The organism is Gordonia sp. NPDC062954, from assembly GCF_044543825.1.
Lineage (GTDB): Bacteria > Actinomycetota > Actinomycetes > Mycobacteriales > Mycobacteriaceae > Gordonia > Gordonia tangerina.
In genome coordinates this window covers 43,338-58,692 of record NZ_JBITWL010000013.1, presented here as the reverse complement: position 1 = coordinate 58,692, position 15,355 = coordinate 43,338, and the positions used below count along the sequence as shown (strand labels likewise).

14 protein-coding genes are annotated in these 15,355 nt (G+C 65.3%); 7 read left to right on the top strand and 7 right to left on the bottom strand.

Going from position 1 to position 15,355, the window contains the following annotated elements; all coding sequences use genetic code 11:
* Positions 1-1,458, bottom strand: a complete 1,458-nt coding sequence (locus tag ACIGKQ_RS14025) for a putative glycoside hydrolase (protein ID WP_235724902.1) — start codon at positions 1,456-1,458, stop codon at positions 1-3.
* The gene (locus ACIGKQ_RS14020) at positions 1,455-2,786 is read right to left on the bottom strand and encodes a phenylacetate--CoA ligase family protein (protein WP_235724903.1); all 1,332 of its coding nucleotides are present in this window, start codon (positions 2,784-2,786) and stop codon (positions 1,455-1,457) included. Before ACIGKQ_RS14020 ends, ACIGKQ_RS14025 begins: the two co-directional genes overlap by 4 nt.
* Positions 2,787-2,923: 137 nt before the next feature.
* Between ACIGKQ_RS14020 and ACIGKQ_RS14015 the strand changes: the two genes are divergently transcribed.
* Genes ACIGKQ_RS14015 through ACIGKQ_RS13995 form a run of 5 tightly spaced genes read left to right on the top strand, consistent with a single transcriptional unit; the run spans position 2,924 to position 8,871 of the window.
* On the top strand, positions 2,924-5,110 hold the full coding sequence (locus ACIGKQ_RS14015) for an alginate lyase family protein (protein ID WP_235724904.1): 2,187 nt from the start codon (positions 2,924-2,926) through the stop codon (positions 5,108-5,110).
* Between the two features lie 48 nt (positions 5,111-5,158).
* Entirely contained in the window at positions 5,159-6,409 is a 1,251-nt protein-coding gene (locus ACIGKQ_RS14010; RefSeq protein ID WP_235724905.1) for a class I SAM-dependent methyltransferase, read from the top strand.
* A complete protein-coding gene (locus ACIGKQ_RS14005; protein ID WP_235724906.1) occupies positions 6,406-7,197 on the top strand; it encodes a glucose-1-phosphate cytidylyltransferase in 792 nt (263 codons plus the stop codon). The genes ACIGKQ_RS14010 and ACIGKQ_RS14005 overlap by 4 nt, the downstream gene beginning before the upstream one ends.
* The gene (locus ACIGKQ_RS14000) at positions 7,194-7,841 is read left to right on the top strand and encodes a PIG-L deacetylase family protein (protein WP_235724907.1); all 648 of its coding nucleotides are present in this window, start codon (positions 7,194-7,196) and stop codon (positions 7,839-7,841) included. The genes ACIGKQ_RS14005 and ACIGKQ_RS14000 overlap by 4 nt, the downstream gene beginning before the upstream one ends.
* A 1-nt stretch (position 7,842) precedes the next feature.
* Positions 7,843-8,871, top strand: coding sequence for an NAD(P)-dependent oxidoreductase (locus ACIGKQ_RS13995; RefSeq protein ID WP_235724908.1), 1,029 nt, complete (start codon positions 7,843-7,845; stop codon positions 8,869-8,871).
* On the opposite strand, the gene rfbC is transcribed toward ACIGKQ_RS13995, so the two are convergent.
* Positions 8,855-9,409, bottom strand: a complete 555-nt coding sequence (gene rfbC, locus ACIGKQ_RS13990) for a dTDP-4-dehydrorhamnose 3,5-epimerase (RefSeq protein WP_235724909.1) — start codon at positions 9,407-9,409, stop codon at positions 8,855-8,857. The two genes, ACIGKQ_RS13995 and rfbC, sit on opposite strands and share 17 nt — an antisense overlap.
* A gap of 14 nt (positions 9,410-9,423) precedes the next feature.
* Here rfbC and ACIGKQ_RS13985 point away from each other — a divergent pair, with 14 nt between their 5' ends.
* Positions 9,424-10,557, top strand: a complete 1,134-nt coding sequence (locus ACIGKQ_RS13985; RefSeq protein ID WP_235724910.1) for a methyltransferase domain-containing protein — start codon at positions 9,424-9,426, stop codon at positions 10,555-10,557.
* Entirely contained in the window at positions 10,550-11,899 is a 1,350-nt protein-coding gene (locus tag ACIGKQ_RS13980) for a glutamate-1-semialdehyde 2,1-aminomutase (protein WP_235724911.1), read from the top strand. The genes ACIGKQ_RS13985 and ACIGKQ_RS13980 overlap by 8 nt, the downstream gene beginning before the upstream one ends.
* Before the next feature lie 9 nt (positions 11,900-11,908).
* On the opposite strand, the gene ACIGKQ_RS13975 is transcribed toward ACIGKQ_RS13980, so the two are convergent.
* The 4 genes from ACIGKQ_RS13975 to ACIGKQ_RS13960 are packed head-to-tail and all read right to left on the bottom strand — an operon-like array spanning position 11,909 to position 15,312.
* The gene (locus tag ACIGKQ_RS13975; protein ID WP_235724912.1) at positions 11,909-12,418 is read right to left on the bottom strand and encodes a YdcF family protein; all 510 of its coding nucleotides are present in this window, start codon (positions 12,416-12,418) and stop codon (positions 11,909-11,911) included.
* A 34-nt stretch (positions 12,419-12,452) separates the two neighbouring features.
* Positions 12,453-12,974: a DUF3558 family protein gene (locus tag ACIGKQ_RS13970; protein ID WP_235724913.1), complete on the bottom strand. Its 522-nt coding sequence runs from the start codon at positions 12,972-12,974 to the stop codon at positions 12,453-12,455.
* On the bottom strand, positions 12,974-13,978 hold the full coding sequence (locus tag ACIGKQ_RS13965) for a glycosyltransferase family 2 protein (protein WP_235724914.1): 1,005 nt from the start codon (positions 13,976-13,978) through the stop codon (positions 12,974-12,976). Before ACIGKQ_RS13965 ends, ACIGKQ_RS13970 begins: the two co-directional genes overlap by 1 nt.
* A gap of 5 nt (positions 13,979-13,983) precedes the next feature.
* Positions 13,984-15,312, bottom strand: a complete 1,329-nt coding sequence (locus ACIGKQ_RS13960; protein ID WP_235724915.1) for a nucleotide sugar dehydrogenase — start codon at positions 15,310-15,312, stop codon at positions 13,984-13,986.
* Positions 15,313-15,355 lie beyond the last annotated feature (43 nt).

Here is a 15,355-nt window from a genome sequence, read left to right as displayed (position 1 = left end):
TCACTCGGTACGGAGCAGGATCACACCGTCGTCGGGCGGCACGGTCACGGACCGAACAACCGAGCCGTCGTTGACGACAGGGTCCTGGCTGCCCCGCAGGTGGCGGTACGGCTGTTCGAGGGAGATGGTCTGCACCTCATCACCGAGATTGACCACCGCGATCCCGTGTTCGAAGTCGCGCCGGAACACGTCGGGCGCCGGGGATCCGGTCCCGTCCGTCGACGACCTGGTCATCTGTTCGAGAGTCGGGTCGGCGTCGAGCGCATGCCCGAGGTAGCCGCGTCCCAGCCCCCCGCCGTCCATCTCGTCGTAGTAGGCCACCTCGCCGTAGTCCTCGCCCATGGGTGCCCACCACGCGTTCTGCATGAGCGTGGCAGTCAGGAACAACCGCGCGCGCCGCAGGTCCTCGGCAGATCCCGCGGCCACCGAACCACGCGAATCGATGGTGATCCCGGTGACCGGGCTCCGCAGACCTTCTTCGGTCTGGGCGGTCATGTACTTCGACCATTCGACGAGTTCATCGCGTTCCGGGTCCTTCCGGGGGTCGGCGAAGCTCTCGAACACGCGTCCGTTGAGGCGGTCACCGCTGATCGCCCGGTCACCGTTGGCGACGAGGATCGCCTCCGGCATGGCCTGGCGCATGACCCGCTCGGCGATGGTGAGACCCCGGTCGAGCGGTTTGCCCGGGCCGTAGATCTGTGACGCCGGTTCGTCATTGCCGTCACGGTCGATGTCCCACGCATCGCTGTCGGCGGTGTAGATCCGGTCCCCCCAGACATCGAGGAAGACACCGTCCCACAGTCCGGTCGACCAGATCCGATCGGCCACCCAGTGCGCCGCGTACTCGGCGTAGATCTGGCCGTTCACTCGTGGCGCCTCGTCGGTGAGGTTAACCATCGGGTAGTCACGCCATTCGTGCACGACCTCGCCTGCTGCCGTGCGCGCCACCCACTGCGGTGGGAAGTTCCGCGTCGTCGAGTCGGTGAACTGCCACAACGAATACGCGTTTGCCCAGTATTCGGGAGATCCGGTTCGTGGCATCGAGTCGATGAGGTTCACATATGCGAGCAGCATCATTCCCGGATTCGCCGCCCGGAGTCGGGCAAAGAACGAGCGCGGCAGGCGATTCTGCCACTCCGCATCGATGATGACGATGTCGTAGCGGGCCAAGGTCTCGATACCCGGCAAGCCCTCCTGATCGAGGACGTAGGTCGCCGTGCGGGGGAACACCGGTGTCGATGCGGCTGCCGGAGACAGGGTTTTCGATGCGGGGTCACGAGCTGCGTCACCCGGATCCCGGTTCAGCGCGAGGACGACTGCCAGCACCAGCACCACGACGAGGACGACGCCACAGGCCCAGTACGCGCGGTTCCGCAGCCCCCCGCTGCGGCCACCCCGATCGCGGAGCAACCCGATCGGAGTCCGGCGCTCCCGGCCTCCGGCGGAACCCCCTGTCACCGCCCTTCGACCTCTGAAGATGAGGCCACATAGCTGCTCTTCACCTTGCCGCCGGAGGACCCGGACAGCGACGAGACAACACGGAGGGTCACCTGTTGACCCCGGCCGAACAGCCAGTCGACATTGCGTCGCACTTGCTCTGCGGTGGCGGCGCCGTCGTAGTCCTTCCCGGGAACCACGCGTACCTCGAAATTCCCCGGGGCCAACTGGACGATCTGCGCCTCACGCAAACCGGTCAAGTCGTCGACGACGGTCGCCGGCAATGGCAGCGTGCGGCCGTCGGCGGCGGTGAACGAATCCTCGATCCGGCCGTCGATCTCACCGAGAAGACGGAAATGTCGCCCACACGGGCAGGGACCCTTCGTGGACACATCGACGACCTCGTCACCGGTGCGATACCGAAACAGCGGAAATCCCCAGTTGTGCAGCGAGGTACCCACGATCTCCCGTCGATCCGACCGACCATCGACCGGCAGCAATTCCACGATCGCGTAGTCGTCGAACACGTGGTAGCCACCGGCCTCGCAACCACCGGCCATCGCGACGCGCTCGGTCTGCCCGTAGTGATCGACCACCGGCCCCTCGAACACCTCGCGCATCAGTGCCCGCTGGCCCGGCGACATCACCTCCGACGACGTGATGATCGCTCCCAACGGACAACGCAGACCGCGATCGCGGAACATCGATGCCAACACGGCGATGCTCGACGGCCAGCCCTCGATCGCATGCGGTTCGAAGGCACGGATCGCCTCGTCGATCTGATCGACGTTGTCGCCGGTCAGCGCAAAACTCGATACCAGCAGATGATTGGCACCGGGCACCAGTTTGACCGGCGGGCCACCGGCCGCGGCGAAATCGGAGCCACGCAGTATCACCCGTCGGGCACCGCGTGGAACACCGAACCAGCCCCACTGACGTTCGAGAACCGCGAGCTCGTACACCGAGGAACCGGGAGTTCGGTAGGCGGTCACCGGCTGCCCGCTCGTCCCGCTCGATCGCGCTGCCCACATCCCCGCCCGCGGATAGACACAGAATTGTTCGGGACTGTCGATGAGATCTCGCTTCGTCAGCAGCGGCAGAACCGCCAGATCATCGAGCGATCGGATGTCGCGCGGGTCGACTCGCTGCTCGCTGAACCAGTCGCGATAAAAAGGCGAAAAGCGTGCCGAGATCCGGATCAGCATGCGCAATCGCCGCTCCTGAAATCTGCGGATCTCGTCGGGGTCGGCACGGTCCAACCGCGCCAGCTGGCGCGTCATCACCGGCCGCATCGGATGGCCACGACGCAACCGGTGCTTGAAACTCTGCCCACTCCTACCCGGCGCCACGATGCCTCCGGTCGCAATAATGTGAATACCGTATGATCCTCAACTCCAATGCACCTAATGAATACAGTCAAGAGTACGACTGAACTCATTCAGACGTTTCTGCTCGACGCTGCGGCGCGGAAGGAGAAATGAACTCGATGTCCCGGGCCACGTGGTATCTCGATCGGTTGCAGACGATGTCGCATCGGGAGATCGGTTGGCGGACCAGTCGGGCCGTCGCGAGCCGCCTCGAGGCGCAGACGTGGTTCACCCGCCACCGTCGACTCACCCGCACCGACGACGAGTGGGCTGAATCGCTCGCGGCTTTCCGAGAGGGCGTCGACCGGCCCGTTGTCCTGCGTCGAGATCGAGCGACTCAGGTGGCAGCCGACAACCCCGTGCTGACCGAGGACCTCATGGCCGCTGCCCGGTCGGCTACAGAACTCCGGTTCGGCTACTTCGGCTACCCCACCGTCGCGCTGACACATCCGGTCGACTGGAATCACGATCCGATCTCCGACGTGCGGTGGCCCGACCTGCCCGCCGCACGCATCGACCATCGAACCTCTGCCGGAGATGTGAAATGGATCTGGGAGCTCAACCGTCTGCAGCACCTGGTCTGGCTCGCCGAAGCGTGGCTGATCACCGCCGATGACCGGTTCAGCTCGGCAGCATGCGAGCAACTCGATTCGTGGCTGGTGCAGAATCCGCCGGGTCAGGGCATCGCGTGGCGCGGAGCATTCGAGGCCGGTATCCGTGCGATCTCGATTTCACTCGCACTCCAAGGCCTTCGCGACTCCCCACAACTGACGGTCGCCCGGTTCCGCGCGACGGTCGAGATGCTGGCGGCCGGGGCACACCGGTGTTGGGACGAGAGATCGCTGTTCAGTTCGGCCAACAACCACCTGATCGGCGAGATGGCGGGGCTCGCGGTCACTGCGATCATTTTCCCGGACCTCCCGGCCGCGTCACGGTGGGAGCACCGCGCGCTGAGCACCCTGATTGCTCAATCCGACAAACAGATCCTCGGCGACGGCATGGGATCGGAGCAGGCCGTCGGCTATCAGATGTTCACGGCAGAGCTGATGCTCGTGGTGGCGCACCTTCTCGAACAACGCGATGGTTCGGCTCCGACGGAGCTGTTCGAGGGGCCCCTCCGAGGTGCGCGACTGTTGGCCTCGATCGTCGGCGAGGACAGCCCACCTCCGCGGTTCGGCGACGATGATGAAGGCTTCGCCCTGCGACTCGGTGCCGAACCTACTCGGACCGTGCGTCAGCACCTGTCGATCGTCGGGGCGGCGTGCGGGGACGCGGACCTCTGCGCGCGCGGTGAACCCTCGCTGACCGCCGACTGGTTGAGTGACGACTTCCGCCTGCCCGCGGCAGCCTCGACAACCGGGCCGCTGCCCGCGTCGTTCTTCGCCGCCGACGGAGGCCTGGTCGTCCTGCGAGCCGGAGCACGTCGGATCACGATGGACGTCGGCCCGCTGGGTTTCCTCGCCATCGCCGCGCATGGCCACGCAGATGCCCTCGCGGTGACCCTGAGCATCGGCGGCGACGAACTGATCAGCGATCCCGGGCCGGGCAGCTACTATGGCAATCCGCAGCGACGCAGAGCGTTTCGCAGTACCCGCGCTCATGCCACGATCACCGTGGACGGCGTCGACCAATCGGTGAGCGGCGGCCCGTTCTTGTGGACCAGGCATGCACAGACACATGTCCGTGGTATCGACCTCGACGCCGGAGTCGTCGATGCCGAACACACTGGGTACACCCGTTTGGATCAGCCGGTCGGACACCGCCGCTGGCTCATCGCGCCACCGCACTGCCCGGACGTGGTCATCGTCGATCTGTTGACCGGGCCGGGTGAACACCACGCGCAGGCATCGTGGCCGATCCCGCCCACGATGAGCGCCACGCGCCTCGAAGACGGCGATCGAGGCTTCCTCTTGACCGATCCCGCCGGATCGCCTGCAATGCGACTGTGTGCCGCGGCAACCGAGGAACTCGTCGTCGATGCGATACGCGCGGACGAGGAAATGCACCTGGGCTGGTGGTCGGAACGGCTCGAGCGCGCGGTACCGGCCTGGCTGCTCGGGACGAGCGCGACTAGCACGCTGCCGCTGGTGCTCGCCACGATCCTGCAACCGGTCGCATCCCGACGCCGCGCGCCGTCGGTTTCGCCGGCGTCCGGGCCGGCCAGTGCCCGGGTGAGCCTGGCCGATGATCGGATCACCGTCGACTGGCAACGCGACGGAGCCCCTTGCCAGATCGGGATTCGCACCAGAGAATATGCAGCAGTGGAGATCACCATCCCGAATGCTCTTCACTTTGGTACAATTTGAGACTGAATTGGCGGGGATTTTCCGAGGTAGTTGGGAGTTGGGAGGGGCATGCACTGCCGCCTATGCGGCTCGAATCGACTCCGCAGTGTGCTCGATCTGGGGGCCACACCCCCGTGTGAGCGCTTCCTGACTGCCGAACAACTCGACGAGCCGGAGCCGACTTTCCCTCTGCACCTGCGCCTCTGTGACGAGTGTTTGCTGCTGCAAATACCGGCCCTGATCACACCGGCGGACACCTTCACCGATTACGCGTACTTCTCGTCGTACTCGGATAGTTGGGTCGCCCATGCGAAGACATTTGTCGACGAGGCGGTGGACCGGTTGGATCTGCGCGATGGGTCGCTGACCGTCGAGGTGGCCAGCAACGACGGGTATCTGCTGCAGCACGCCATGGCGCGGGGCATCCGGAGCCTCGGCATCGAACCGTCGGTGAATGTCGGGGCGGCGGCACGCGAGAAGGGCGTCCCGACCCTGACCGCCTTCCTCGACGAGGAACTGGCCCGAAAGGTTCGAACCGACCACGGCCCAGCCGATCTCGTGGTCGCCAACAACGTGTACGCGCACATCCCCGATCTCCTCGGATTCACGCGGGCGCTGCGCGTCCTCATGGCCGATTCCGGTTGGCTGAGCATCGAAGTCCATCACGCGCAGAACCTCGTGCAAATCGGGCAATTCGACACCATCTACCACGAGCATTTCCAGTACTACACGGTGTTGTCGGCGGCCCGCGCGCTCGCGACCGCCGACCTGCGGGTCGTGGACGTGGAGTTGCTTGCCACACATGGGGGTTCGATCAGACTCTGGGCCCGCCCCACCGACGTCGCGGGTGCGCCGGGCCCGCGCGTGGCCGAGGTGCTGGCGATGGAGCGCGATGCCGGCCTCCATGATGTCCGCGGCTACCTCGATCTGCGCCCGCGTACCGAGAAGGTCCGCCACGATCTCCTGCGGTTTCTGCTCGACGAGCGAGCACGCGGGTCGCGAGTGGTCGGCTACGGCGCACCGGGCAAGGGCAACACATTGCTCAACTACTGCGGGATCAGAACCGACCTCCTCGAGTACACGGTTGACCGAAACCCCTACAAACACGGGCGTTTCACGCCGGGAACCCGGATACCGATCCACGATCCCGGGCGGATCGATCAGGACCAGCCGGATGTGATCCTGGTCCTGCCGTGGAATCTCGAGGCGGAGATCACCGCCCAGCTCGCCCACGTCACCGAGTGGGGTGGGCGGCTCGCCTACCCGCTACCCGATGTCCATATCGCCCAACTCGAACCGATTGCAGGTGGTCAGTCATGAAAGTGGTCCTGTTCTGTGGTGGGTACGGCATGCGGATGCGCAACAGTCCGGTCGACGACATCCCCAAACCCATGCAGATGGTCGGTCCTCGCCCACTCATCTGGCATGTGATGCGCTACTACGCGCATTTCGGTCACAAGGACTTCGTCCTGTGCCTCGGCTACGGGGCCGCGCACATCAAGAACTACTTCCTGACCTACCAGGAGTCCATTTCCAACGACTTCGTGATCCGCAACGGGCAGGTGGACCTGTTGCACTCAGATATCAGCGACTGGTCCATCACCTTCGTCGACACGGGCCTCGAATCGGCCATCGGAGAACGGCTGCGGCGGGTGCGTTCCCATGTCGCCGACGACGAGCTCTTCCTGGCGAACTACGCCGACGTCCTGACCGATGCCCCACTCGATGTGATGATCGACAGCTTCGGCGACTCGGGTGCGGCGGCCTCGATGATGATCGTGCCACCCCAATCCTCCTTCCATTGCGTGGATATCGGCGACGACGGGCACGTCAGCGGCATCACCCCGGTGTCCGAACTCGACATCTGGGAGAACGGGGGCTTCTTCGTACTCAGTCAGGAGGTCTTCGATCATCTTCCCGAGGGCGGTGATCTCGTCGCGGACGCCTGCGGTGCGCTCGTGAAACAGAACCGCCTGTACGGATACAAGCATCTCGGCTTCTGGAAGCCCGCCGACACCTTCAAGGAGCGCGCCGAACTCGACGCGCGCTACCGTAGCGGCGATCGGCCATGGATGGTGTGGGAGAACGCTCCCGCTCCGCAACGATGAGATCGCTGCGGTCAGGAGAGGTCACCGAGATCGGGGTCCTCGGTGCGCATTGCGACGACATCGCGATCGGGATGGGGGCCACGCTCCTGACCCTCGCGCGCGCCCGTCCCGGGCTCACCGTGCACGCCCTGGTGCTGTCGGGGGCCGGCACCGCGCGGGAGGTCGAGGAGAAGGCCGCGCTCACGGCTTTGACACCCGGTGCCGATCTGCATCTCACCGTTCTCGATGTGCCGGACGGGCGGGCGCCGACGCACTGGGGGCGGATCAAGGACGCACTCGGCGAGTTTCGTCGCACGTGCGAGCCGGACGTGGTGTTCGCGACCCAACGCCACGATGCGCATCAGGACCATCGGCTGCTCGCTGAACTCGTACCCACCGAATTCCGCGATCATCTCGTCCTGGGATACGAGATCCTCAAATGGGAGACCGACACGCCCGCGCCGTCGCTGTTCCATCCCGTCGACGCCGGCGCGATCACGGAGAAGGTGCGGCTGCTGCACGCGCATTACCCGTCGCAGCGCGACCGGGACTGGTTCGACGACGAGACGTTTCTCGGTCTGGCCAGGGTGCGCGGTGTCCAGTGCCACAGCCGCTACGCGGAGGCATTCGTGACCGAGAAATCCACGATCGACTTTGGAGGGTGACATGCGCGTTCTCGTAACCGGCCATCAGGGATATCTGGGCACGGTCATGGTGCCGATCCTGCAGGCCGCCGGCCACGATGTCGTCGGCCTCGACAGCGGGTTCTTCGCCGACTGTGTACTCGGACCGGCACCGACAGATCCGCCTGCACTGCAAGTGGATCTGCGCGACGTCACCACCGGACAACTCGCCGACGTCGATGCGGTGATCCATCTGGCCGCGTTGTCCAACGACCCGCTGGGAGCGCTCGCCCCCGAAATCACTCACGACATCAATCATCATGCCTCGGTGCGACTGGCCCGCTTGGCCAAGGAGGCCGGCGTATCGCGGTTCCTGTACGCCTCCACCTGCTCGGTCTACGGTTCGGCCGGGCAGGATCTCGTGACCGAGGACGCCCCGCTGCGACCGCTCACCCCGTATGCGGAGAGCAAGGTTCGGGTCGAAGACGACGCCGCGGCACTCGCCGACAGCGATTTCTCACCTGTGTTCCTACGCAACGCAACCGCCTTCGGATTCTCCCCGCGGCTGCGCGCGGACATCGTACTGAACAACCTGGTCGGTCACGCCGTCCTGACCGGGCACGTACGTGTCCTGTCCGACGGGACCCCGTGGCGACCCCTGGTACATGCGCAGGACATCGCCCGCGCCTTCCTCGCCTGCCTCGTCGCACCACGCGACACGATCCACTGCCGGGCGTACAACGTCGGGACCGAGCAGAATAACCTGACCGTCGCCGAGATCGCCGAGGCGGTCGGCGACGTGGTGCCCGACTCGGAAGTCGTGATCACCGGCGAGAGCGGTGCCGACCCCCGCTCCTATCGGGTGGACTTCTCCCGCGCCCGTGCCGGATTGGGATACGAGGCAGAATGGTCGATCCCCGACGGGGCGGCAGAGCTCTATCGCGCGTACACGGATTACGGGTTGACCGCAGCGACCTTCGCCGAACGATTCACCCGTCTGCATCACCTGAAGACGCTGCAGGGCAACGCGGTCCTCGACCAGTCGATGCGGCGGCTCACCGCACGTGCGTGAGGAGTTCCTGCCAGGTTCCGGCGGCACGGTCACGCGCGGAGACCGTGGTGACCTGTTGTGGCCATGCGATGGCCAGATCAGGGTCGTCGAAGGCGGCCGCGATGTCCTCGCGCGGATTGTGCGGCCGGTCGATCCGGTAGCAGACGTCGGCCTCGTCGGTGAGCGACTGGAACCCGTGCAAGAATCCGGGAGGCACATAGAGTTGCCGGAAATCGTTGTCGTCGAGCAAGAATGCTTGCTGATGGCCGAATGTGGCCGAGTCCGGGCGGATGTCGACCAGTACGTCATGCACCGCACCGCGCGCACATCGCACCAGCTTGGCCTCCCCCGCGCCGGATCGGCTGTGCATCCCGCGTACGACACCCCGACCGGATCGCGACTGCGAATCCTGGACGAATCCCGCTGCCGCGCCCGGGCGACCCACGTACTGGTCGAAGAGCTCAGCGTCGAAGGTCCGGGTGAACAGACCCCGGTCGTCGCGAAACGGCGTGGGCGTCATGATCAGGACGTCGACGAGCTCTGTTTCCTCGATGCGCACGAGGTAATGGTCGCATGAGTACGTGCCGCAACTGCCGGGAAACGGCACTCGAACGAGTCCTCGACCTCGGGTCGGTTCCGGCCGCCGACCATTTTCCGCCGGTCGATCAACCGGTCGGTGCCGCAGAGGCGGCGCACCCGCTCGCGATGGTCCTCTGCCGAGTTTGCGGGCTGGCCCAATTGGCCAGCGACGACACCGTCGCCGACGAACCGCGCGGCGTCGAACCGGAGGTACTCCGTGAGCAGGCCCGGGTGGCGGTGTCCGACGTGGTCGCGGCCGGCCTGCTGCGAGGCAGCACGGTGCGGGAGTTCGGCAGCCCGCACGGGGGCTCCTGGCTTCCGCTGCTCGACGGGCGCGGCTTCACCGAGGCAGAGGTCGCCGACGTGGTCTTCGACAGCCTCGGGATCATGCACGAACCGGATCAGGCAGCAGCTTTCCGTCGACGGGCCGCCGCGACCGCGCCCGGCGGCATCCTGCTGATTCATTTCCACTCCCTCGACACGATCGTCCGGCAAGGACAATGGAACGCGTTGCGGCACGGCCATTTCGCCTACTATTCGATGCCTGCTCTGCACGGTCTGCTCCGGTCTGCGGGGATGAGCCCGGTGACCGCGCGGGAATACGATCTGTACGGAGGCACAGTCCTCGTGGCAGCCGTCCACGGTGACACCGTCCCGGACGATCGGCTATCGTTAATCGAGAAGCGTGAAGAACCCATGACCGATCCAGCGGTGGTCGGCAGACTGCAGACGGCAGTGGACCGACACGTTGCCGGGCTGCGGGCGTGGTTCGTGTCAGAGGCGGAGGCCGGTCGGCGGGTGTACGCATATGGCGCCGCTTCTCGTGCGGTTGCGCTGATGTACCTGGCCGGATTGGACCGCTCCCTCGTCGCTGCCGTGGCCGATGCGTCACCGGCGAAACTCGGACGCCGGATGCCGGGCACGGACATCCCGATCATCTCACCGGCAGAGATGGTCAGGAAGGATCCCGATCGCATTCTCCTGACTGTTCCCGACCTGCTCACGGAGGTGAGCCGACAGTATCCGACGCTCACGGGTCGCTGGCTCGTCGACGACGTCGAGCTCGGGCCACACAGCGTTCCGGACCACGTCGATCCGCACTCCTCGAAAGCCCACGCCGATGACTGACAACCGACGTTCCTTCGCCACCTCGAATTCCCTGCAGGCGCGACTGCACGAAATGGTGCCCGGGGGTGCACACACCTATGCACGCGGACCCGACCAGTATCCGGAGGACATGGCCCCTATCCTTCGCCGTGGGGCCGGGGCGCGAGTATGGGACGTCGACGACAACGAGTTCATCGAATACGGGATCGGTCTTCGGTCGGTGACGCTCGGGCACGGTCACCGGCCGGTGGTCGATGCCGTTTGCGCGGCGATTGCCGACGGTGTGAACTTCAGTCGGCCAACCGAACTCGAAGTGGCTGCAGCCGGGGACTTCCTGCGCCTCGTCCCCACCGCGGACATGGTCAAGTTCGCCAAGAACGGCTCGGATGCGACCACCGCGGCGGTACGTCTTGCCCGCGCCGTGACCGGACGGACCATGGTGGCGATCAGCGATCAGCCGTTCTTTTCGGTGGACGACTGGTTCATTGGGGTCACACCGATGTCGGCGGGAATCCCCGCCGACACCGCGGCCAACACGGCACGGTTCCACTACAACGACGCAGCCTCGCTCGGAAAGGTCTTCGCCGCCCACCCAGATCAGATCTGCGCGGTGATCCTCGAAGCGGCGACCGCCACCGCCGAACCCGCCGCCGGCTTCCTCGAAGAAGTCCGTGAGCTCTGCGACCAACACGGGGCACTCCTCGTCTTCGACGAGATGATCACCGGCTTTCGCTGGTCCGAACACGGCGCCCAGTCGGTGTACGGGGTCATCCCCGACCTGTCTTGCTGGGGGAAGGCGATGGGCAACGGATTCCCGATCTCGGCCCTGGCCGGCAAGCGCGAGTTCATGGAACTCGGTGGCCTGAACACCAATCATGATCGGGTGTTCCTGCTGTCGACGACACATGGACCCGAAACAGCTTCGCTCGCAGCGTTTCGTGCGGTCGCGCGCGCCTACGAGAGCGGTGATCCGATCGGCCGGATGGAGCGGGCCGGGCGCCGCCTCGCGGATGGCGTGAACGCCGTCGTCGCCGACGCCGGATTGAGCGAACATCTCGCAGTTCTCGGCAGACCGTCGTGTCTCGTCTTCGCCACTCGCGATGCGGCAGGTGAACCGTCGCAGGCCTATCGGACGCTGTTCCTGCAGGAGACCTTGGAACGGGGTGTCCTCGGGCAGTCCTTCGTGACCTCGGCGGCTCACACCGATGTCGACATCGACATCACGATCGAGGCCGTCCGCGGTGCCCTACCGGTGTATCGGCGGGCCATCGAAGCGGGCAGCGTCGACGGCTTGCTACGTGGCCGCCCGGTGGCCCCGGCGCTTCGGCGCCAGGCTGCGCCCCGCCGTCTACCGGTGTCCTGAGTGTCCAGGTCAGCAGCCGTTGCGGACAAGTGCGCGGAGATAGCCGGCGGTCTGGTACCCGTAGCTGTACAGCCAGTACCCGAGGGAGATGTGCGACGGACTCTCTGCCATGACGATGGCGCCGTCGAAGCAGCGGGAGATGATGTACCTCGCACGCGAGATGTGCGGCCGGAATGTCACCACCACCACTGTCTGCCAACTGTATTCGGCAGCGAGGTGGGCGATCTCCTCAGCCTCCCCCTGGGTCGTCGCGGGTTTCGGGGTGAAACACGTGACCTCGAAACTGTACCGCTGATGTGAACACAGATCGGTGAGCCACGTGTCCTTCGATCCGGCGGGGTTGGACATCACCACGCGCGGCGCCACCCCGCTCAGCGCGAGTTCGAGTCCGTAGGGATAGCGCTCGTGGTCATGACCGCCCAGGACGACGATGGCATCTGCCCGCCGAGGTGCGTCGATCTGGGGTACCACGAAGACCGGAATGCCCGCACAGATGATCACGACGGTCGTCGCTGCCACCACGATCAGCGTGCGGCGTAGGCCACATCCCATCTCAACGGGTTCCGATGGCTGGTTCGATCGCGGTCGCGACCTCGACGATCGGGCCGCATCGGTCCATACCCCATTCCATTGCGGCAGTGCTGATCGACGTGGTGAGCAGGACGATCCCCTCAAGGGACTTCATCGCGAGTTCGCACGGCGCATCGGGATCGGGGCGCCGGACTATCAGCGTCGGCGTGTCATCGATGTCGAGGCCTTCGCGAATTCCCGCATTGTCGTCCCGATAGGTTTCGAAAGACGTTGTCGACGTGGAGACCCGTACATCGATCTCGCCGTTCGAGAACGAGCATGCGGACAATTCACCCGGGTTCGGGCTCTCGCGGGCGCGGGTTGCCGGGTTGATCTGCACGGCCCGGAGTTGGGAGTCGTCGATGTCCGCACAAGGATCGAAGATGCTGCTCGTTGCCGCCGCCGACGACGACGAGTGGTCCTCATTCTCGGCCTGCGCACACCCGGACAGCGTCGGAAGACCCACCACCATCACCGCCACGAGCAGGTGCCCACACCTGGTCATCAGTGTGTCGCTTGTCCGACTCGTCCCACCACCAGTTCAACGTATCGGGTCATGTGCTGTTTGACCGGGTGTATGCGGGTGACCAGCCGCGGCGTCAAGGTGACGGCGACGAAAATGGCGGTCGACCTGACCGTCCGCTTCTCCGTGACGGCCGACCTGGCTGCCTGCTGTGCGGCGACCGCGTCACCGTCGAGCAGCGATTGGCGGGCGCGTCGAATCGCTTGATGATAGCGAAGTCCGCGAAGTGTCTCATCGGCGGCGACCTGATGCTCGGCGACGGCGGATTCGCGTGCCGCCTCGGCGAAGGACCGCATCAGTTGGCGCTCGAAAGCTTCCACCTTCGCCGGTTCCCGGGAGAGCGAGTCGGGACGAATGCGGTAGCGCGCAAGACGATCCGGCAACAGTCGGACGTCGAAGCGCTCCACCAGCCGGCACCAGATCAGCACGGATTCGTCCACGTCGTCGATGCCGGGCTCGTAGCCGCCGACATCGTCCCAGGCCGTACGCCGGATCGCGGCGGTGTAGTACGGAACCCGCCCGCCGATCACATCACGGAAAGTGAGGGGCCGATCAGGATCGGCTCTCGCGGTGACGCCGATGGAGCGCATGTACCCCGTCGGTAAGTTGAGCTCTTCCGGCTCGGAGAAGCGATGTGCGTCGATGCCAACCGCATCGACGTCGGGATTCTCGTCGAGGAACGCCCCGACGCGCGCGCAGAATTCGGGCGCCAGGTGATCGTCGCTGTCGAGGACACACACGAACTCGCCGGTGGCCGCGGCCGCCGCCGCCATGACACCCCCGCGGTAACCCTTGTTCTCCTGACGCACCAGGCGGATTCGGGGGTTATCGACCTGATACATCTGAACGATCCGGGCGATGTCGTCCGACATCCCGTTGTCGACCACGACCAGCTCCCAATCGTCTCGGGTCTGCGAGACAACCGATGCTATGGTCGTCGGCAGATATCCCTCGGTCCCGTATGCGGTCATCAGGAAGCTGAACATCGGTTTCACCAGCCGATTCCCACGTATCCCTTGCGGTTGCGCAGTTGCTCCGCCCCGGGGAGCCGGACGAGATCGAGTACGAACCTCTCGCCGTCGAGTTCGTCGATGGCGGCGGCGATCTCCGGACTACGCGAACCGACGACGAACGTATCTGCATGCTCGAGGATCTCGTCGATGGAGTCGGTCAGGAGTTCGCCGATGTGCGGGAGTTGGTCTTCGATGTATCTGCGGTTGGCTCCGATGAGGCGCGAGAAGGCCACATCCGGGTCGTAGATGCGGACCCGAAATCCCTTGCCGATGAGGCGTTCGGCGAGTTCGACCATCGGGCTCTCGCGCAGGTCGTCGGTTCCCGCCTTGAACGACAGACCGAAGATCCCGACATCACGTCGTCCCTGTGCGATGACGATGTCGACCGCACGGCACAGATGAACATCATTGGATGTGATCAAGCTGGCGAGCACGGGAATCACGACGTCGTGGGCGCGGGCGGTATGGGTCAGCGCCCGCACGTCCTTGGGCAGACATGAACCGCCGAATGCGAATCCCGGGCGAAGGTAGGCCCGGCTGATGTTGAGTTTCGCGTCGGCGAGGAAAATGTCCATCACTCGGTGCGAGTCGAGGCCGAGAGCCGCGCACACCGCCCCTATCTCGTTGGCGAATCCCACCTTGAGCGCGTGAAAGCTGTTGTCGATGTACTTGGTCATCTCGGCAATCGCGATCGGCGTCCGGAAACGGGGACCGGGCAGCCCGTCATAGAGCGCCAGAACGGCCTCGCCGCTGCGTGGATCAGATTCTCCGACAACCGTCTTGGGCGGGTCCTGGAAATCCCGCACGCTGGTTCCCTCGCGCAGGAACTCGGGATTCACGCAGACCCCGAAGTCGATGCCGGCGCGTTTTCCGGACCCACGTTCCAGGATGGGGATCAGCAACTGTTCGCAAGTCCCCGGCAGCATCGTGCTGCGATAGACCACCACGTGCCAGCTGTCCTTGACCGCGAGCCCGATCGCGACCTCCTCGGTGACCCGCTCGAGATAGGTGGTCGACAGGGAACCGTTGGGTGCCGACGGCGTACCGACGCAGACGATCGACATGTCGCTGCCCAGGACGGCATCGCACGCGTCGTCGGACACCTCGAGTCGGCCGTTGCCGACCTGTTCGGCGGTCAGTTCCCCGATCCCCTCCTCCACCACCGTCGTCTTTCCCGAACGCAGGAAGGCGGACTTGTGGGGATTGGAATCGACGCCGATCACTCGATGACCCCGGGCGGCGAAGCATGCCGCCGACACAGACCCCACGTAACCGAGGCCGAAGACACTCAGGACCGGTTTTGTCACCGTCGTCCCCGAGGTCGGCAGAACCTGCTGGCCAGGATACATG

Coding starts and splice junctions, on each gene's coding strand:
- ACIGKQ_RS14015 (WP_235724904.1), top strand. CDS start 2,924: ATGTCCCGGGCCACGTGGTATCTCGATCGGTTGCAGACGATGTCGCAT.
- ACIGKQ_RS14010 (WP_235724905.1), top strand. CDS start 5,159: ATGCACTGCCGCCTATGCGGCTCGAATCGACTCCGCAGTGTGCTCGAT.
- ACIGKQ_RS14005 (WP_235724906.1), top strand. CDS start 6,406: ATGAAAGTGGTCCTGTTCTGTGGTGGGTACGGCATGCGGATGCGCAAC.
- ACIGKQ_RS14000 (WP_235724907.1), top strand. CDS start 7,194: ATGAGATCGCTGCGGTCAGGAGAGGTCACCGAGATCGGGGTCCTCGGT.
- ACIGKQ_RS13995 (WP_235724908.1), top strand. CDS start 7,843: ATGCGCGTTCTCGTAACCGGCCATCAGGGATATCTGGGCACGGTCATG.
- ACIGKQ_RS13985 (WP_235724910.1), top strand. CDS start 9,424: ATGAGTACGTGCCGCAACTGCCGGGAAACGGCACTCGAACGAGTCCTC.
- ACIGKQ_RS13980 (WP_235724911.1), top strand. CDS start 10,550: ATGACTGACAACCGACGTTCCTTCGCCACCTCGAATTCCCTGCAGGCG.
- ACIGKQ_RS13970 (WP_235724913.1), bottom strand. CDS start 12,974: ATGACCAGGTGTGGGCACCTGCTCGTGGCGGTGATGGTGGTGGGTCTT.
- ACIGKQ_RS13965 (WP_235724914.1), bottom strand. CDS start 13,978: ATGTTCAGCTTCCTGATGACCGCATACGGGACCGAGGGATATCTGCCG.